At 62.0% G+C, this 15,694-nt stretch carries 16 protein-coding genes; 8 read left to right on the forward strand and 8 right to left on the reverse strand.

All coding sequences use genetic code 11. From position 1 onward, the window contains the following. Window positions 1-96: 96 nt before the first annotated feature. Genes QXZ85_RS29195 through QXZ85_RS29205 form a run of 3 tightly spaced genes read left to right on the forward strand, consistent with a single transcriptional unit; the run spans window position 97 to window position 2,728 of the window. Window positions 97-1,497 (forward strand): pilus assembly protein TadG-related protein, encoded by a 1,401-nt coding sequence (locus QXZ85_RS29195; RefSeq protein WP_315704262.1) that lies wholly within the window; start codon window positions 97-99, stop codon window positions 1,495-1,497. Window positions 1,498-1,506: 9 nt separating this feature from the next. Next, entirely contained in the window at window positions 1,507-2,064 is a 558-nt protein-coding gene (locus QXZ85_RS29200) for a TadE/TadG family type IV pilus assembly protein (protein WP_316175350.1), read from the forward strand. A gap of 10 nt (window positions 2,065-2,074) precedes the next feature. Next, window positions 2,075-2,728, forward strand: a complete 654-nt coding sequence (locus QXZ85_RS29205; protein WP_315703553.1) for a TadE/TadG family type IV pilus assembly protein — start codon at window positions 2,075-2,077, stop codon at window positions 2,726-2,728. 24 nt (window positions 2,729-2,752) lie between these two features. Here the strand turns inward: QXZ85_RS29205 and QXZ85_RS29210 are convergent, their stop codons facing one another. The 3 genes from QXZ85_RS29210 to aspS all read right to left on the reverse strand — a co-directional run bounded on the left by QXZ85_RS29210 (window position 2,753) and on the right by aspS (window position 7,169). Next, window positions 2,753-4,249, reverse strand: a complete 1,497-nt coding sequence (locus QXZ85_RS29210; RefSeq protein ID WP_316175348.1) for an MBOAT family protein — start codon at window positions 4,247-4,249, stop codon at window positions 2,753-2,755. Between the two features lie 4 nt (window positions 4,250-4,253). Further along, entirely contained in the window at window positions 4,254-5,153 is a 900-nt protein-coding gene (locus tag QXZ85_RS29215) for a hypothetical protein (RefSeq protein ID WP_316175346.1), read from the reverse strand. Between the two features lie 243 nt (window positions 5,154-5,396). Next, window positions 5,397-7,169: an aspartate--tRNA ligase gene (gene aspS, locus QXZ85_RS29220; protein ID WP_315703550.1), complete on the reverse strand. Its 1,773-nt coding sequence runs from the start codon at window positions 7,167-7,169 to the stop codon at window positions 5,397-5,399. 265 nt (window positions 7,170-7,434) lie between these two features. Here aspS and QXZ85_RS29225 point away from each other — a divergent pair, with 265 nt between their 5' ends. Together QXZ85_RS29225 and rnd are read left to right on the forward strand one after the other, a co-directional pair. Next, entirely contained in the window at window positions 7,435-8,913 is a 1,479-nt protein-coding gene (locus tag QXZ85_RS29225; RefSeq protein ID WP_316175345.1) for a protein adenylyltransferase SelO, read from the forward strand. Window positions 8,914-9,320: 407 nt separating this feature from the next. Then, the gene (gene rnd / locus QXZ85_RS29230; RefSeq protein WP_315703548.1) at window positions 9,321-10,472 is read left to right on the forward strand and encodes a ribonuclease D; all 1,152 of its coding nucleotides are present in this window, start codon (window positions 9,321-9,323) and stop codon (window positions 10,470-10,472) included. Between the two features lie 332 nt (window positions 10,473-10,804). Here rnd and QXZ85_RS29235 read toward each other — a convergent pair whose 3' ends face one another. Beyond that, window positions 10,805-10,975, reverse strand: a complete 171-nt coding sequence (locus QXZ85_RS29235) for a hypothetical protein (protein WP_315703547.1) — start codon at window positions 10,973-10,975, stop codon at window positions 10,805-10,807. A gap of 26 nt (window positions 10,976-11,001) precedes the next feature. Here QXZ85_RS29235 and QXZ85_RS29240 point away from each other — a divergent pair, with 26 nt between their 5' ends. After that, a complete protein-coding gene (locus tag QXZ85_RS29240; protein WP_315703546.1) occupies window positions 11,002-11,175 on the forward strand; it encodes a hypothetical protein in 174 nt (57 codons plus the stop codon). Window positions 11,176-11,195: 20 nt separating this feature from the next. Here QXZ85_RS29240 and QXZ85_RS29245 read toward each other — a convergent pair whose 3' ends face one another. The 3 genes from QXZ85_RS29245 to QXZ85_RS29255 are packed head-to-tail and all read right to left on the reverse strand — an operon-like array spanning window position 11,196 to window position 13,025. After that, complete coding sequence (locus tag QXZ85_RS29245; RefSeq protein ID WP_409977507.1) at window positions 11,196-11,777, reverse strand: isochorismatase family protein; 582 nt, start codon at window positions 11,775-11,777, stop codon at window positions 11,196-11,198. Next, a complete protein-coding gene (locus tag QXZ85_RS29250) occupies window positions 11,774-12,397 on the reverse strand; it encodes a GNAT family N-acetyltransferase (RefSeq protein ID WP_315703545.1) in 624 nt (207 codons plus the stop codon). The genes QXZ85_RS29245 and QXZ85_RS29250 overlap by 4 nt, the downstream gene beginning before the upstream one ends. Continuing rightward, window positions 12,384-13,025, reverse strand: a complete 642-nt coding sequence (locus tag QXZ85_RS29255; RefSeq protein WP_315703544.1) for a hypothetical protein — start codon at window positions 13,023-13,025, stop codon at window positions 12,384-12,386. Before QXZ85_RS29255 ends, QXZ85_RS29250 begins: the two co-directional genes overlap by 14 nt. Before the next feature lie 53 nt (window positions 13,026-13,078). On the opposite strand from QXZ85_RS29255, the gene QXZ85_RS29260 reads away from it, so the two are divergent. After that, window positions 13,079-14,122 carry a LysR family transcriptional regulator gene (locus tag QXZ85_RS29260; protein WP_315703543.1) on the forward strand — a complete coding sequence of 348 codons (1,044 nt, stop codon included), beginning with the start codon at window positions 13,079-13,081 and terminating at the stop codon, window positions 14,120-14,122. A 509-nt stretch (window positions 14,123-14,631) separates the two neighbouring features. Then, the gene (locus tag QXZ85_RS29265) at window positions 14,632-14,835 is read left to right on the forward strand and encodes a cold-shock protein (protein WP_409977513.1); all 204 of its coding nucleotides are present in this window, start codon (window positions 14,632-14,634) and stop codon (window positions 14,833-14,835) included. Window positions 14,836-15,033: 198 nt separating this feature from the next. Here the strand turns inward: QXZ85_RS29265 and purN are convergent, their stop codons facing one another. After that, window positions 15,034-15,690, reverse strand: coding sequence for a phosphoribosylglycinamide formyltransferase (gene purN, locus QXZ85_RS29270; protein WP_316175343.1), 657 nt, complete (start codon window positions 15,688-15,690; stop codon window positions 15,034-15,036). Window positions 15,691-15,694 lie beyond the last annotated feature (4 nt).

Genomic DNA, 15,694 nt, shown 5'->3' on the forward strand with positions numbered 1-15,694 from the left:
AGCGGCGGCGGAAGCTTGTTTGCTTTCTCCGATCCGCAATCGGGACCGTGCCACAGACGAGTGTCTCCCGCGGGAACGGCAATGAGGGTGACAGCAATGCTACGCGGCTTGGTGCTGCGCTTCGCAAGACATCGTGAGGCCAACGTCGCCATCACATTCGCGCTGATGATGGTGCCGACGATCTATTTGTTGGGCATGGCGCTCGATTACACCCAGGCTGTGCGCAAGCAGGGCCAATTGGACGCGGCCGCCGATGCTGCGGCGATCGCCGCCGTCAGGCCGGCAATGTTGAATCAGACAAACGCCACCGTCGTCCAGCAGACAGCAGCGGCCGTCTTTGCGGCGAAGGCGAATCTTCCCGGTCTGGTCTCCGTGCCGGCGCCCACGATCACGGTCACCGATTCCGGCCTGCAGCGCACCATCACCGTTGCCTATACCGCGCAATCCATCAACAATTTCCCGTCCCTCCTCGGGACTCCGGCGTGGCAGCTCAAGGGCTCCGCTGTGGCTAAAGCCTCGAGCGCGCCCAACATGAATTTCTACCTGCTGCTGGATGACTCGCCGTCGATGGGGATCGGCGCGACTGCGACCGACATCAGCAACCTTATCGCCTACACCGCACCCAAATACCAGAAAGCGACATCGTCGCAGAATTGCGGCTTCGCCTGTCATGAAACCAATATCGCTCACGACGGCGGGACCAAGGATAACCTCGCGATCGCACGAGCTAACAATATCACCTTGCGGATCGATCTCGTGACGAGCGCCGTCAACCAGTTGCTCAATTCGTGGTCGAACTGTCCGCAGCCAGGCGTATCGGGGGGCGTCATGCAGTGCATGTCAGCCCTGAACAACACCACCTATAAAGCGGCCCTCTATACGTTCGACTTGGGTTTGAACACACTGGCCTCGTTGACCACCCCGACGGCGGCAGGAACCTCAGTTTCAAACATTGCGCTGATGCCGGTCGTCTACCAGAACTGCGTCGTCACGACGAGCAACTGTAAGACCGACAACGGGACCAACATCGCCGGCGCGCTCACCAGCCTCAACAACAGCATGCCTACTCCCGGTCTTGGCAGCAACACGTCTGGAGATACGCCCCAGGAGGTGATCTTCCTGGTCACCGACGGCTTCGAAGACAAAATCTCCGCAACTTGCCCCAACGGCACCTTCGCCTCCAACAGTCGATGCCAGCAGCCGCTCGACACCTCGATCTGCACGACCATCAAGAACCGAGGCATCAAGATCGCGATCCTCTACACCGAGTACCTGCAACTCAAGACCCCCAATATCCCGGTGACCGACAACTGGTATATGACTTGGGTAGACCCGTACGACGAGCCTTCGTCCTCAACCGGCACCATCGCGAAAAACCTGCAATCATGCGCCTCGCCCGGTTTCTTCGCCGACGTTCAGACCGGCGGCGACATCTCGACCGCGCTGACGAACCTCTTCCTCAAGGTCGCATCAAGCACGGCCAGCCTCGTGCAGTAGGATCAGCCCATGACTGCACCGGACCTCACATCGGCGAAGGCGCGCAGCAAGAGCTGCACCGCCTTCGTCAAGGACAGCAAGGGTGCGACGGCCGTCGAATTCGCCCTGGTTGCCGCACCGTTCCTTGCCCTCATCATCGCACTCTTTCAAACCTTCCTGGTTTTCTTCGCTCAGCAGCTGCTGGAGACGGTCGCGAGTCAATCCGCGCGCCTTGTCATGACCGGACAGGTGCAGACGCAGAACATGGATCAGGCAACCTTCAAGCAGCAGGTCTGCGGCAATATCCGCATCTTCTTCGACTGCAACAGCTTGATGGTCGACTTGCAAGTCGCCAATTCGTGGACGTCAACCAACACGGGCATGCCCACGCTGACCTATGACAGCAACGGAAACGTCAGCAACAGCTGGCAATTCAACGCCGGCCACGCCGGCGATATCGTCGTTCTCCGGGTGATGTACGTCTGGCCGGTCATGCTGGGGCCACTTGGTTTCAATCTCTCGAATCTGTCGACCGGCAACAGGCTGCTCATGGCCTCCGCTGCGTTCCAGAATGAGCCGTCCTCTTAAGGAGTCAGATATGCTCGCCGGCCTGTCATTCCGAGTGCGGGGGCTATGGACCGACGCCAAGGCCGTGGCGGCGACGGAGTTCGCCATCGTGCTGCCGCTCATGCTGCTGCTGTATCTCGGCGGCATCGAACTCGGGAACGGGCTGGCCATCAATGTCAAGGTCAGCGAGACCTCGCACAGCGTCGCCGACATGATTTCGCAGAACACGCAGGTCACTGCGACTCAGATGCAAGCCATTCTTCAGGCTTCGTCCTCGATCATGGCGCCATATCCCGTGACGGACAGCAACGGCCCGCTCATCACGGTCACGGTGTCCGAGGTCTCCACCGACGGCAACGGCAATGCGACCGTGCAATGGAGCCAGTCGACCAATTCGACGGCGGCGAGGCCCGTCGGCCAACCGATGACACTGTCCGCCTTCACCTCGAACACCACGCCAACCAACGCCAACATCTCCCTGATCCTGGGCGAGGTTTCCTATACCTATAAACCCAATCTCGGCTCCGGGGTCGTGGGCAACGTGACGCTGTCCGACAGCTACTATCTGTTTCCACGCTGCTCGACCAACGGTCCCACCACGTCGAACTATCCCTATTACGACGTCAAATACCCCGCGACCGCGACGTGTACCTGCATCCAGCATGTGCAGCAGAAGAGCTGCTGACAGGGGCCGCCCGCCCTGCTCCGTTTAGAACTGGAAGTACAAGAACTCCAGTCGCTGCCACATGCCGAACAAAGACACCGTCAGCGCCGCCGCAACCAGCGCCGCCCAACCGGCTGAGGGGCGCCAGCGGAGCGTGCCGACATGCACGGGCGGACGGCGATATTCCCGGTAACCCAGAATCTGCAGCGCGTTCGGCAGCCCAATCGCGATGACGAACGCAGACGTCATCATGGTAGCGCCGAGCCAGAAGAAGCCGTCCGAGCCGACCCAGATGGGCAGGCCAAAGGTGGTGAACACGCCGGACGGAACGTAGGCAGGCCCCTCCAGCGGATACCCGAACATCCCGCTAAACATCCGAAGTGCGCCGCCCAGCGTTGCCGCCCGAAAGAATACCCAGGCAAGCACGACGCTTCCGAAAGTGACGGACCAGCTCAGCACGCGCGTGGCTGCTGCTTTGGGCTTGCCATCCGTTCCGCGCAGCTTCCGCCAAAGATGGTTGGTGACGAGGTAGGCACCATGCAGCCCGCCCCAGATCACAAAATTCCACCCCGCCCCATGCCAGAGGCCGCCGAGCAGCATTGTCATCATCAAATTGAGATACCGGCGCCCGCTGCCTTGCCGATTCCCGCCGAGCGGGATGTAAAGGTAGTCGCGCAAGAAGCGCGACAACGTAATGTGCCAGCACCGCCAGAACTCGATGATCGACAGGCAACGGTAGGGAGAGCGGAAATTCACCGGCAGGCGGACGCCGAACAGCAACGCGAGCCCGATGGCCATATCGGAATAGCCGGAGAAATCGAAATAGATCTGCAAGGTGTAGGCGAGTGTCGCAAGCCAGGCGAAATGTGGCGGCACCGTACCGCCCGCATCCAGATGAGTGAAGATCGGACTCACGAATTGTGACAGCTCATCTGCAATCATCACCTTCTTGAACAATCCGGCGGAGAAGATCGCCACGGCCCGAGCAGCCAGCACCGCCGCACGGTGGCTCGACGTTCGCTTGAACTGCGGGATCATCTCCGCGTGGTGAACCAGCGGACCCGCGATCAGATGCGGAAAGAAGCTGACGAACAACGCGTAGCTCACCACGTCGCGCTCCACCTTCGCGCCGCGCATGACGTCCACCAGATACGCGATCTGCTGGAAGGTGAAGAAGGAAATGCCGAGCGGCAGGACGACGTTTGCCGGCGCGAATTGCGCGCCTGTCACTGCACCCAGGCTGTCGAGCAGGAAATTGGAATATTTGAAATATGCGAGCAGTGCGAGATCGATGGTGACACCGAAGATGCCGACGACCCGGCGTCGCTTGCGGTCCTCCATGAGCAGGCCGAGCGTAAAATTCATGGCCATCGAACCCGAGAGCAGCAGCAGATATGCCGGATTCCAGGCGCCATAGAATATCAGCGATGCGGTCAGCAGAACGAGGATGCCCGCGCGTTGCGAGTGGCGGCGCGCCGCGGCAAAGGCCAGCAACGTGGCCGGCAGGAACTGAAAAAGGAATGTGAACGAGGAGAACAGCATTGCGCTAGTGAGCGAGCCGGGCGATCAGGCCGCGGGTATAGATCGGCATCCCGTCTTTATTCACGTGCATCTCGTCACTGAACTTGGCCGCGGTCAGTCCGTCTATGGCAGGGATATGGATGAGCGCAAAGCCGCAGCGATCGGCAGCATGCCGGAGTAGCTGCAGAGTCTCTGCTTCGTAACGGAGCCATTCGACATCGGCGCTGCGATCGCCCGGAATCCAAGGCGGCTCCACGACGGTGAGCTTGCGCGACAGGCGGGCAATCTCACACATGGCCTCGACGGCGGCGCGGGACTTCGGCCCCGAAATGTCCCAGTGCTCGTAGTGTGGATGCCGCCCGAGATTTGGATAATCCGGGGCTCTCCCGCTCAGCATCAGGACGCCGCCGCCCGGCGGTACCGTCCCATGCCTCGCCACTCCCTGGACCTCGGCGAGGCGTGCCGAAAAGGAGGCACGAATGTAGCGGACCAAGGTCCCGACCCGCAGCGGCAGAAATGTCGCCAGTTGCTGGAAGACATTCATCCGCGCGGCGACGTCGAGCGGATAGACTGATGCCGAACGCACGCCCTCGTTAAAGATGAAAGGCGCGACGCTGAGCACAACATGCGCGTCACCAAATACGTCAGGGAAGGCTCGCGCCGCACCGAGCACAGCGAGAGGCTCACCAGCCTCATAGGCGATGTTGACCGCAAATCCCGGCTGCTGCCCCAGGAGCTTCGCCGCAACGAGCGGGTCGACCCCGAACTCGGTCCGGCTTTCGCCCGCAAAGATCAGATGTGGGCGCGATTGCAACAGCGGCAATTTTCGGGCGAGCTCTTGCGGAATGTCGACATGGACCAGATCGGCCAGTGCGAGCAGGCCCGTAAACGCGGCCAGCCACAGGCAACACGTGCCGACGAGCACGCCCGCAATCCAAGTCAGGCAGGTGCCAGAGGCGCCCGCGGGAGCGAACGGAACTTGAAGCGACCCGACCTCGACCATCGTATCCTAGGAGCCGACCAACGCAGGGGGCAACTTGCGTCATCGGGGACCGTCATTGCAAGCCCAACGAATACGGACCCGCGGGCATGAGGCGGTAGGCTCGCTTCGCCGCTGCGGCCTGCTGCTGAGACCTCAGCAGCAGGCCGCAGCGGAAAAAGATCGTCCCTACTTGTTCGGCAGGTTGGTCCTGATGTGCAGCTCGCGCAGCTGCTTCACCGTCGCTTCCGACGGCGCGCCCATCAGCAGATCCATGGCCTGCTGGTTCATCGGGAACAGCGAGATCTCGCGCAGGTTCGTGGTGCCACAGAGCAGCATCACGATGCGATCGACGCCGGCCGCCATGCCGCCATGCGGCGGGGCGCCGTATTGGAACGCGCGGTACATGCCGCCGAAGCGCTCGACCACGTCCTGCTCGCCATAGCCCGCGATCTCGAACGCCTTCACCATCGCTTCCGGCTTGTGATTGCGGATGCCGCCGGAGGCGATCTCATAGCCGTTGCAGGTGATGTCATACTGGAACGCCTTGATGGTCAGCGGATCCTGCGTCTGCAGCGCTTCGAGGCCGCCCTGCGGCATCGAGAACGGGTTATGCGAGAAGTCGACCTTCTTGTCGTCCTCGTTGTACTCGTACATCGGGAAATCGACGATCCAGGCCAGCTTGAACTGATCCTTGTCGGCGAGGTTCAGCTCATCTGAGACCTTGTTGCGCGCAAGGCCTGCGAACTTCCAGAATTTGTCCGGATCGCCAGCGACGAAGAAGGCGGCGTCGCCGTCCTTGGTGCCGAGCTGTTCGCGGATCGCCGCGGTGCGCTCCGGCCCGATATTGTTGGCAAGCGGGCCGGCGCCTTCATTGCCCTCGCGCCACATGATGTAGCCGAGGCCCGGCTGGCCTTCACCCTGCGCCCACGAGTTCATGCGGTCGCAGAAGGCACGGCTGCCGCCACCCGGCGCCGGGATCGCCCAGACCTGGTTCTTCGGGTCCTCCAGCATGCGCGCGAACACCTTGAAGCCGGAGCCGCGGAAGTGCTCGGAGACATCCTGCATCTCGATCGGATTGCGCAGGTCGGGCTTGTCGCTGCCGTATTTGCGGATCGCCTCCGCGAACGGAATGCGCGGAAACACCTCGGTGACCGGCTTGCCCTCGGCGAATTCGGCGAACACCCCGCGGACCACGGGCTCCATGGCCGCGAACACGTCCTCCTGGGTGACGAAGCTCATCTCGATGTCGAGCTGATAGAACTCGCCCGGCAGGCGGTCGGCGCGCGGGTCCTCGTCGCGGAAGCACGGCGCGATCTGGAAGTAGCGGTCGAAGCCGCTCATCATCAGCAGCTGCTTGTATTGCTGCGGCGCCTGCGGCAGCGCGTAGAATTTGCCGGGATGAATGCGCGACGGCACCAGGAAGTCGCGCGCCCCCTCGGGCGAAGACGCGGTCAGGATCGGGGTCTGGAATTCGAAGAAGCCCTGCTCCTTCATCCGGCGGCGCATGGAATCGATGATCGCCATGCGGCGCATGATGTTATTGTGCAGCTTCTCGCGGCGCAGGTCGAGGAAGCGGTATTTCAGGCGAATATCCTCGGGATATTCCTGCTCGCCGAACACCGGCAGCGGCAGCTCGCCGGCCGGCCCCAGCACCTCGATGTCGGCAACGTAAAGCTCGACCTGGCCCGTGGGTAGCTCCGGATTGTCGGTGCCCTCCGGACGGTGGCGCACCCTGCCCTCCATCCGCACCACCCATTCCGAGCGCAGCTTCTCGGCCGCGGAGAACGCCGGCGAATCCGGGTCCACCACGCATTGCGTGATGCCGTAATGGTCGCGCAGGTCGACGAATAGCACGCCGCCATGGTCGCGGATGCGATGGCACCAGCCGGACAGGCGGACGGTCTCTCCGATGTTGCTCTCGCGGAGCGCGCCGCAGGTATGGGTCCGGTAGCGATGCATGGTCGTCCTGAATTCGATCGTCTGAGGAGAGGGAATCGGCCGCGCCTTCAGGCGCCAGCCGATGCGCGGCCGGTTTAGCCGAGCGAACCCCGCGCGGCAACCGAATGCGCTCATCCTTTTTCGGCCGAGCCGCGGGAGACAGGCGCGGTTCGCCGGGCCGGGATGCCGCCGCCGGGCCTGCCGCCGAATTGAGCTGCCGCAGGATAGCTCAACTGACGGCCGTTTGGGCTCGAAAAGCCGGCGCGCCACGCCTATCTTTACCGCTATGACCGTGCATTTCCCCTTCCAGAACTCCTATGCCGCGCTGCCGGACAATTTCTTCGCCCGCGTCGCGCCAACGCCCGTCGCCGCCCCGCGGCTGATCAAGCTGAACCGGCCGCTGGCCGAGGAGCTGGGGCTCGACCCAAAAGAGCTGGAGACGGCCGAGGGCGCCGATATCCTGGCCGGCAAGACCGTGCCCGCAGGCGCCGAGCCGATCGCGATGGCCTATGCCGGCCACCAGTTCGGGCATTTTGTTCCCCAGCTCGGCGACGGCCGCGCCATCCTGCTCGGCGAGGTCGTGGACCGGAACGGTATCCGCCGCGACATCCAGCTCAAGGGCTCCGGTCCGACGCCATTTTCACGCCGTGGCGACGGCCGCGCCGCACTCGGGCCGGTCTTACGCGAATACATCGTCAGCGAGGCGATGCATGCGATGGGCATCCCGACCACCCGTTCGCTGGCCGCGGTCGTGACCGGCGAGCCGGTCTACCGCGAAGGCGCCCTGCCCGGCGCGGTGCTGACGCGTATCGCATCCAGCCACATCCGGGTCGGCACGTTCCAATATTTTGCCGCTCGGGGCAACGTTGAGGCCGTCCGCCAGCTCGCCGATCATGTCATCGCCCGGCACTACCCTGAGATCATCGGCTCGGAACGGCCCTATCACGCCCTGCTCGATGCCGTGATCGCCCGGCAGGCTCGACTGATCGCGCAATGGCTCCTGATCGGCTTCATCCACGGCGTGATGAACACCGACAACACCTCGGTCGCCGGCGAAACCATCGACTATGGCCCCTGTGCTTTCATGGACGCCTACGATCCCAAGCAGGTGTTCTCCTCGATCGACGAGTTCGGCCGTTACGCGTTTGCCAATCAGCCGCGGATCGGGCTCTGGAACCTGACCCGGCTGGCCGAGTGCCTGCTGCCGCTGCTCGACGAGGACAAGGAGACCGCGATCAAGCAGGCGGAAGCCGCACTCGACAGCTTTGCCGAGCAGTTCACGTCGGCCCATCAGGCCGGCCTGCGGCGCAAGCTCGGGCTGGCCACCGAGCGCGAGGGCGATCGCGAGCTGGCCCAGGCGCTGTTCGACGTCATGACCGCCGGCCAGGCCGATTTCACCCGCACCTTCCGCCGCCTGAGTGACGCCGCGGGCAGCGGTGACACCTCCGAGGTCCGGGCCATGTTCGCGGAGCCGGCCGGGTTCGACGAATGGGCCCCGCGCTGGCGCCAGCGCCTCGCGGAGGAACGCGAGACGTCCCCCGCGGCACGGCAGGCCGCGATGTGCGCGGTCAATCCGGCCTTCATCCCGCGCAACCACCGTATCGAGGCGGTGATCGCGGCCGCAGTCCGAGACGACGATTTCGCGCCGTTCGAAGAGCTGATCACCGTGTTGGCCAAGCCTTATGAGGACCAGCCGGCATTCGCCGCCTATGCCGAACCGCCGCAGCCCGAGGAGCGGGTGCTGCAGACATTCTGCGGCACGTAGCGACCGGTCCGGGCGTCAATCCGCTCCACGGAGCTATTAACCGCGCGTCCACCATCGCGACGCGCGGGATCGTGCGTTTAAGAAATGGTCAACGCAGCCCCGACAATTCTCGCGATCTGTCGGGAGATCGGCTGGTGGACGCTCTGGTTTTCGAATTCATGGGATTGGCGATGATCGCGCTGTGCGTCATCGCACTCGCCGTGCCCTGCGGCCGCCGGCGATCAGGCCGCGTGCGCAATCAGTAACGATCAAGCGGGAGCCGGTTCAACCTGCGGGCGCTTCCCACGAGCACTTCCCGGCCGCTTGGCCCTGATCCAGCCGAAATGCAAGCCCCGAATTCGTCCCAAGACCCTTGACATATCAGCGCTTTCGGACGACGGCGTAAGTCAGCGCGTCATGGATCATTCATGGACTTGATCACCACTACCGCGGACCTTGCGGCCGCCTGTACCCGCCTCGCCCGGCATCCCGTCATCACCGTGGATACCGAGTTCCTGCGCGAGACCACCTATTATCCCCTGCTCTGCGTGGTGCAGATGGCGAGCCCGGAAGAGGCGCTCGTCATCGACGCACTCGCCGATGGCATTGATCTGAAGCCATTCTTCGCGCTGATGGCCAATGAGAACGTGCTGAAGGTCTTCCACGCCGCGCGCCAGGATATCGAGATCATCTGGCACCGCGCCGGCATCGTGCCGCACCCGATCTTCGACACCCAGGTCGCCGCCATGGTGCTCGGCTACGGCGACAGCATCGCCTATGACCAGCTGGTCGAGCGCATCACCGGCCATCGCCCGGACAAGACCCACCGCTTCACCGACTGGTCACGCCGGCCGCTGACCAAGGAGCAGATCCACTACGCCGAGGCCGACGTCACGCATCTGCGCGATGTCTTTGCCGCGCTCGATGCCGACCTGAAGCGACGGCAACGGAGCGACTGGGTCAGCGAGGAGATGGAGGTGCTGACCTCGCCGCGCACCTACGACTTCCACCCCGAGCGGGCCTGGGAGCGACTGAAGACCCGGGTGCGCAAGCCGAAGGAATTGGCGGTCCTGATGGAGATCGCCGCCTGGCGCGAGCAGGAAGCACAGAGCCGCGACGTGCCGCGCAGCCGCGTGCTGAAGGACGATGCGATCGGCGACATCGCTACGCACGCGCCGACCTCGATCGAGAAGCTCGGCAATCTGCGTTCGCTGCCGAAGGGCTTCGAGCGCTCGAAATGGGGCGCGGACATCGTCGCCGCCGTGCAGCGCGGAGTGGCGCGCGATCCGGCCAGCCTGCCCAAGATCGAGAAGCCGCGCAACAACTCCAATGGAGCTGCGATCGTCGAATTGCTGAAGGTGTTGCTGCGGATGACTTCGGAGCGGCACGCCGTCGCCAGCAAGGTCATCGCGACCGTCGACGATCTCGAGCAGATCGCCCTCGACGACAACGCCGATGTCGCCGCATTGCACGGCTGGCGTCGCGACTTGTTCGGCGAGGCCGCATTGGCGTTGAAGCATGGCCGCCTGGCGCTCGCGATCGAAAAAGGTCGCGTTGTGCGGGTCGATCGCGGCAGTTAACACCAAAGGATGTAAATTCGCTGGTTTATTGCAGAATGCAAAGGGTCAATACAGATCCATTACAAATCATGTCTACTGGTTCAGATCGGATGACGGCCCACTCCCGCCGGTAAGGCCTCCCGCTCAGATATTGATGCTCATATTTCGGAACTAACGCTCGCATTTCGGAGCCAAACCACACTGGAATCAAAGACTTTTTTGTCCAATTCCGGACTTCGCGTTGCGAAGCCGCTAAGTCCGGAATTTGGACATTGCGTTCTCATATATTCTAGCGTTTCTCAAAATACGACGTACGCAAATGAGTTCGCTGTGATCCCAATATCGGCTGCCCACTAATCTGTCCCATTTTCCGGGCCCTGTTTGGCGGCCAATGCCTGCGAAACTTCGATAACAGCCATTGACAGAATATAGGCGCTAGTAGGTAAGTTGAGCTCACGCGCTTTTTCAACGGCCGCCTGGAGAGTGCGGGCCAATTCCTTGAGCTCTTCCTCTCGGGTCGCCATGACCTTCTCGTTTCTGGAGCTTATGCGTGAGCACGGACGATTGCGAATCGCGGGGAGAGAGGCTGCTGCGCCTGCTGCACGAACATCAATTGGATCTGAACGTCGTCGAGGGTCTGCGGCTCATCATTGCGTTCAACAAAATTAAAGAATCCTCCGATCGGCGCGTTCTGATCGAACTCGCCGAACGCCTGTCGAAGTAACTGCGCCATCGGCTGTCCGCTTACACCGCGACCTGACCGCTTGCGTCGGTCAGGTCGGCACATTTCACGACGCCTGCGAAATTGCCGATGACCTTGGTGACGACGAGCTTGTAGGACGCGACGTCGTCGATGCCCGGCCGGCGGCAGGCCACGGCATCCCCCACCACCTGATAACGATGGCTGCGATGAAAGCCGTCGACCACGGTCGACAGGATGGTTTCGTCGAGCGAGAAGCCGAGCACGACGCAGCGGATGCTGCGCATATTGGCCATGTACTCGGCAAAGCGCGAGGAGCTGTAGGCCGATGGGAGCGGATGCTCAAAGGCGAGTTCGCCGGGATTCGGCTTCAACTCCGTAATCCAATTGGTCAGGTTCGAGGCGGGATTGAACCAGGCCGCCTGCGCGATCCGCTTCAGATGGATCACCGGCCAGAGATTGTCGCGCCACAACGTCATGAGTTCGAGGCAGCGCGGCATGACCCGGTCACCATCGGCGATCAGATGCTTGCGCCCTTCCGCGAGATATTCGCATTGCAGGTCGGCGCAGATGAGCACCGGCGGATCATGCTCGATGGTGTCGACCATATCGCGGGGCTGGCTCATTGTCGTGCTGCCGCAACGCCGCGCAAGGGGGAAGATGGCGGCCGGCCCGCCGACAGGTCGAGCACGCCAGGCCGATCCCAATCGCCTTCAGGGCGGATGATCACATAGGGATCGCTGTCGAGCGTGATCGCGTCATCGCTCGGCTCGAGCTCCAGCACCATCTCGGTGTAGGAAAAGTCCGAGAAGGTCAGCTTGCGATTTTGCCCGATCGGCTTGGCGCCGAAATGCGCCCAGAAGTCGACCAGCCGGTCCTGCGCCTGACCGTAGATCTTGCGAAAACCCTTGCGTCTCACATAGTCGACGCTGGCCTGCACCAGCTTGAAGGACAGCCGCGAGCGGCGATATTGGTGACGCACGGCAAGCCGTTCGACCTTGGCAAATTCGCCGAAGAAGCGCACCCGCAGGCAGCCCGCCGGCTCTTTGCCGATGAAGCCGATGAAATGCGCGGCAACCAGGTCGTTGCCGTCGAACTCCTCTTCCATCGGGCAGTCCTGCTCGGCGAGGTAGACTGCAGAACGGATGGCCGTCACGAGCATGAGGTCGTTCGCATCGCGCGCGATGCGAACCGATATCGCCCGTGGGTTCGCCTTGTTGGTTGCAACGGAGCTAATGGCGTGCATCCGCGACACTCCTCGTCAACGATCGCTGTACTGAAACATGGGTGGACTGCATTGCCGACGGCACTCGATTCCAGGGCCGCTGATAGCACCACAGATCCGGCTGGAAGCTGGCGATGGGTTTGAAGCCCAGCGTCACCAGGAGCGCGCGCCCGTCTCGGCTTGATGGTTGCGCATAGTAATCCGCGCTGACAAATCGCGGCCCGCGAAGGAACCGAGCAACATTGGCGATTGCAACCGCCCCGCGACCGCGGGCGGCAAGCGCCCATACATAGATCGCCTCAACTTCTTCGCCGGCGCCCGCGAGATATTCGCGCGAAGGCTGCGTCAGATCGATCTCATCCAATAGTAGCGCATCCATCCCGCTACTATTCAAATAGAGAAAGGCTATGCCCCCGAGCAGATTTGCGCCACTACGAAAGGCGAATATGGAGTGCTGATCATGCTTCCAGAACTGCTCGAGAGCCGTTTCCGAAATACGAACTCCCGGAATCTCTTTCTTGGCTATGGCCGCCAGCTCACCCAACTCGCCCAACTGCGCTGGGGCTGCGACAGCTGCTCGTGTCGGCGCAAGCGCGTCCAGCTCATGGCGACGCGCAAATTCCCTACTTCCTTGGAATATGTTCTGCATCTATGGTTCCCGCTGGTCTTGATCACTCATCATACCTGACGGGGCTCGAGGGTATGCGGCAACGTTTGCATCGGGGTGCTGCATCCACGCAGCACAAAAAATTTGACGAAACACTTAAGGCTTCGTGGGAAGACTTGAGAGCTTTTCTTCTATGCACCCGCCACCAGAGCTTCAGGAATGCCGCCGAAGTTCTCGGCCTGACCGGCACGACGTTGATGCGGAAGATCGATCGGCTCGAGCATGAGCTCGGCTGCAAGCTGTTTATCCGCGATCAGTCAGGTCTGTCGCTCAGCGATGAGGGACATGCTCTTCTATTTGACGTGGAGCAGATGGAGCGACTTAGTTTCAACATCTTCCGCAGGGCCTCGATGTCAACTGACACTCACGGCTCAGTCCGCGTCGCAGTGACGGAAGGTCCTGGCAATTTCTGGATTTTGCCCCGATTGATCGACTTTCAGAAAACCTATCGCAAGATTATGGTCGACCTGAACTGCGCAATGGAGCAGGCGGACGTATCACGTCTCGAGGCCGACATTTCCATTCAATTGGAACGACCAACAGATCCAGACCTCATCGTCACTAAATTGGGAAGGCTTCACATCTATACGTTCGTCTCGGAAGCCTATCGAGATGCGTATGGCGTGCCCACGTCGCTTGCAGACCTTCGAAATCACCGCATCGTCAAGCAGCATGGCGTTCAGCTCGACGAGACCGGTTATGCGCGAGTACTCGGTCTTGAGTCCTTGGAGGGAATTGTCGGCATTTCGACCAATTCAAGCGTTGCTGTACTTTATGCGATTGAGCGCGGCGCAGGCGTCGGCTTTCTGCCGACATCGGCGATTGCCTTGGGCGCGCCACTCGTACCGGTTGATCTTGGGATCAATTACCACATGGATCTGTGGCTCACCTACCACAAGGAGTTCCGTCACTCCGACCGACATAAGCTGGTCATCGACTGGCTCAAAAGCATCTTCGATCCGAAGGTCTACGCCTGCTTCCGAGACGAGTTCATCCACCCGACAGCCCTGATCCCGCTCATGACAGCATCACGGGAGAATTTCGGGCTACAGGGTTATATCGCCCCCAAGCCTGTGTAGGCCTGCCACTCGCAGCCTCCTTCGCCGCAACACCAGCGGTATGTCGATACTCCTCCGGCTCCGAACGGCCGCCACATCCCCTCCAGCCGCGACCGCGGGCCGATCCCCGTCCGGTAGGTCGCAAGAGTGGTACGGGCGCTTGGAACCAGAACGGGCCCACGGAGACGGAGCCTCCAAATTGGAGCCGCCGACTGCGGCGATCCGTCCGCAGTTCCACCCAAAGTCACTCGTTCGGCCGGACGCCGACCGGCACATCGGCAACCCATGTGGTTCCGCAGCCACAACTCTCGGAATTGAGACGCAGGCGCAGCCCTCGTCCTACGCCCGCCCCAATCTTGCTATCCGGCGCAAATCGTGTTGCAATCTCAGGTGCAATCGGATCCGGCCGTTCGACTGTGCGTTTCGCGACTTCGGAAATTGAACAGACTTCGGGAAGCCCGTTTGTGGCGTGGCACGCAATTCGCGTGGCCGCGTCTTTTTTTCGTCTAGACGAGGAGACAACGATGCCGATGCACAAAGGCACCGTCAAATGGTTCAACCCGACCAAGGGTTATGGGTTCATCAAACCGGCAGGGGGCGACAAGGACGTCTTCGTCCACATCTCCGCTGTGGAGCGCGCAGGCTTGTCCACGCTCAACGAAAACCAGGCGGTCGAATATGACCTTGTGGAGAGTCGCGGCAAGACGTCGGCCGAGAATCTGAAAGTGTCCTGAACCAAGCTCAGCACACTATTCTCTTACCGCCATTCACCTGGACGGATCGCGACACCCGTCGCGTTCCGAAATACACCTCAACACCGGATCTGCCGATCTTCGCATCTGGCCGATCGGTCAAACTTCGTCATGGCTGGCACAGGCGGCCATGACCCCCACCCCCGGCCCTCGCCGGGGGAATTTGCCCGATCAGCGCCCTCAGGCGGCCGGTGCTGGCCAAACCAGCGCTTGACCTTGCGGACCGGCTGTCGTGGTCTTGCACAGATCGCCTTCCAAACGCACCTGTCCTGCGGCAAGCAGCCGCAAAGCGGCAGGATAGATGCGATGCTCGATCTCGAGAATCCGCGTCGAGAGCGTCTCCGCCGTGTCGTCATCGCCGACCGGGACCGCCCCCTGCATCACGATCGGCCCGGCATCGGTTTCGGGGATGACGAAATGCACGGTCGCCCCCGAGATCTTCACCCCAGCGCGCAAGGCCTGGCCGTGCGGGTCGAGCCCCGGAAATGACGGCAGCAGCGAGGGATGGATATTCAGCATCCTGCCGTGCCAGCGCAGCACGAACTCGGCCGTGAACAGGCGCATGAAACCGGCGAGGCAAATCAGCTCGATGCCGTGCCGATCGAGCGCCTGCTGCAACACCGCCTCGAAACCGGCGCGGTCCTTGCCGAACGGCTTGCTCTCGATCACCAGGGTCGGGACGTTCTGGTCGGTCGCCCATTGCAGACCGGCGGCATCGGCGCGGTTCGAGATCACGACCGCGATCTCGGCCGGAAAATCGCTTGCTGCCGCTGCGCGGACCAAGGCCGCCATGTTCGACCCGCGGCCGGAAATCAGAATGGCGACACGTCGCTTCATGTTG

It is taken from the genome of Bradyrhizobium sp. SZCCHNGR1005 (assembly GCF_032489995.1).
GTDB lineage: Bacteria > Pseudomonadota > Alphaproteobacteria > Rhizobiales > Xanthobacteraceae > Bradyrhizobium.

What these genes read in the sequence shown, in the direction of transcription:
- QXZ85_RS29200 (WP_316175350.1), top strand. Translation starts at nt 1,507, where the DNA reads ATGACTGCACCGGACCTCACATCGGCGAAGGCGCGCAGCAAGAGCTGC.
- QXZ85_RS29245 (WP_409977507.1), bottom strand. Translation starts at nt 11,777, where the DNA reads ATGAGCCAGCCCCGCGATATGGTCGACACCATCGAGCATGATCCGCCG.
- QXZ85_RS29250 (WP_315703545.1), bottom strand. Translation starts at nt 12,397, where the DNA reads ATGCACGCCATTAGCTCCGTTGCAACCAACAAGGCGAACCCACGGGCG.
- QXZ85_RS29235 (WP_315703547.1), bottom strand. Translation starts at nt 10,975, where the DNA reads ATGGCGACCCGAGAGGAAGAGCTCAAGGAATTGGCCCGCACTCTCCAG.
- QXZ85_RS29210 (WP_316175348.1), bottom strand. Translation starts at nt 4,249, where the DNA reads ATGCTGTTCTCCTCGTTCACATTCCTTTTTCAGTTCCTGCCGGCCACG.
- QXZ85_RS29260 (WP_315703543.1), top strand. Translation starts at nt 13,079, where the DNA reads ATGCGGCAACGTTTGCATCGGGGTGCTGCATCCACGCAGCACAAAAAA.
- rnd (WP_315703548.1), top strand. Translation starts at nt 9,321, where the DNA reads ATGGACTTGATCACCACTACCGCGGACCTTGCGGCCGCCTGTACCCGC.
- QXZ85_RS29205 (WP_315703553.1), top strand. Translation starts at nt 2,075, where the DNA reads ATGCTCGCCGGCCTGTCATTCCGAGTGCGGGGGCTATGGACCGACGCC.
- purN (WP_316175343.1), bottom strand. Translation starts at nt 15,690, where the DNA reads ATGAAGCGACGTGTCGCCATTCTGATTTCCGGCCGCGGGTCGAACATG.
- QXZ85_RS29225 (WP_316175345.1), top strand. Translation starts at nt 7,435, where the DNA reads ATGACCGTGCATTTCCCCTTCCAGAACTCCTATGCCGCGCTGCCGGAC.
- aspS (WP_315703550.1), bottom strand. Translation starts at nt 7,169, where the DNA reads ATGCATCGCTACCGGACCCATACCTGCGGCGCGCTCCGCGAGAGCAAC.
- QXZ85_RS29265 (WP_409977513.1), top strand. Translation starts at nt 14,632, where the DNA reads ATGCACAAAGGCACCGTCAAATGGTTCAACCCGACCAAGGGTTATGGG.
- QXZ85_RS29195 (WP_315704262.1), top strand. Translation starts at nt 97, where the DNA reads ATGCTACGCGGCTTGGTGCTGCGCTTCGCAAGACATCGTGAGGCCAAC.
- QXZ85_RS29255 (WP_315703544.1), bottom strand. Translation starts at nt 13,025, where the DNA reads ATGCAGAACATATTCCAAGGAAGTAGGGAATTTGCGCGTCGCCATGAG.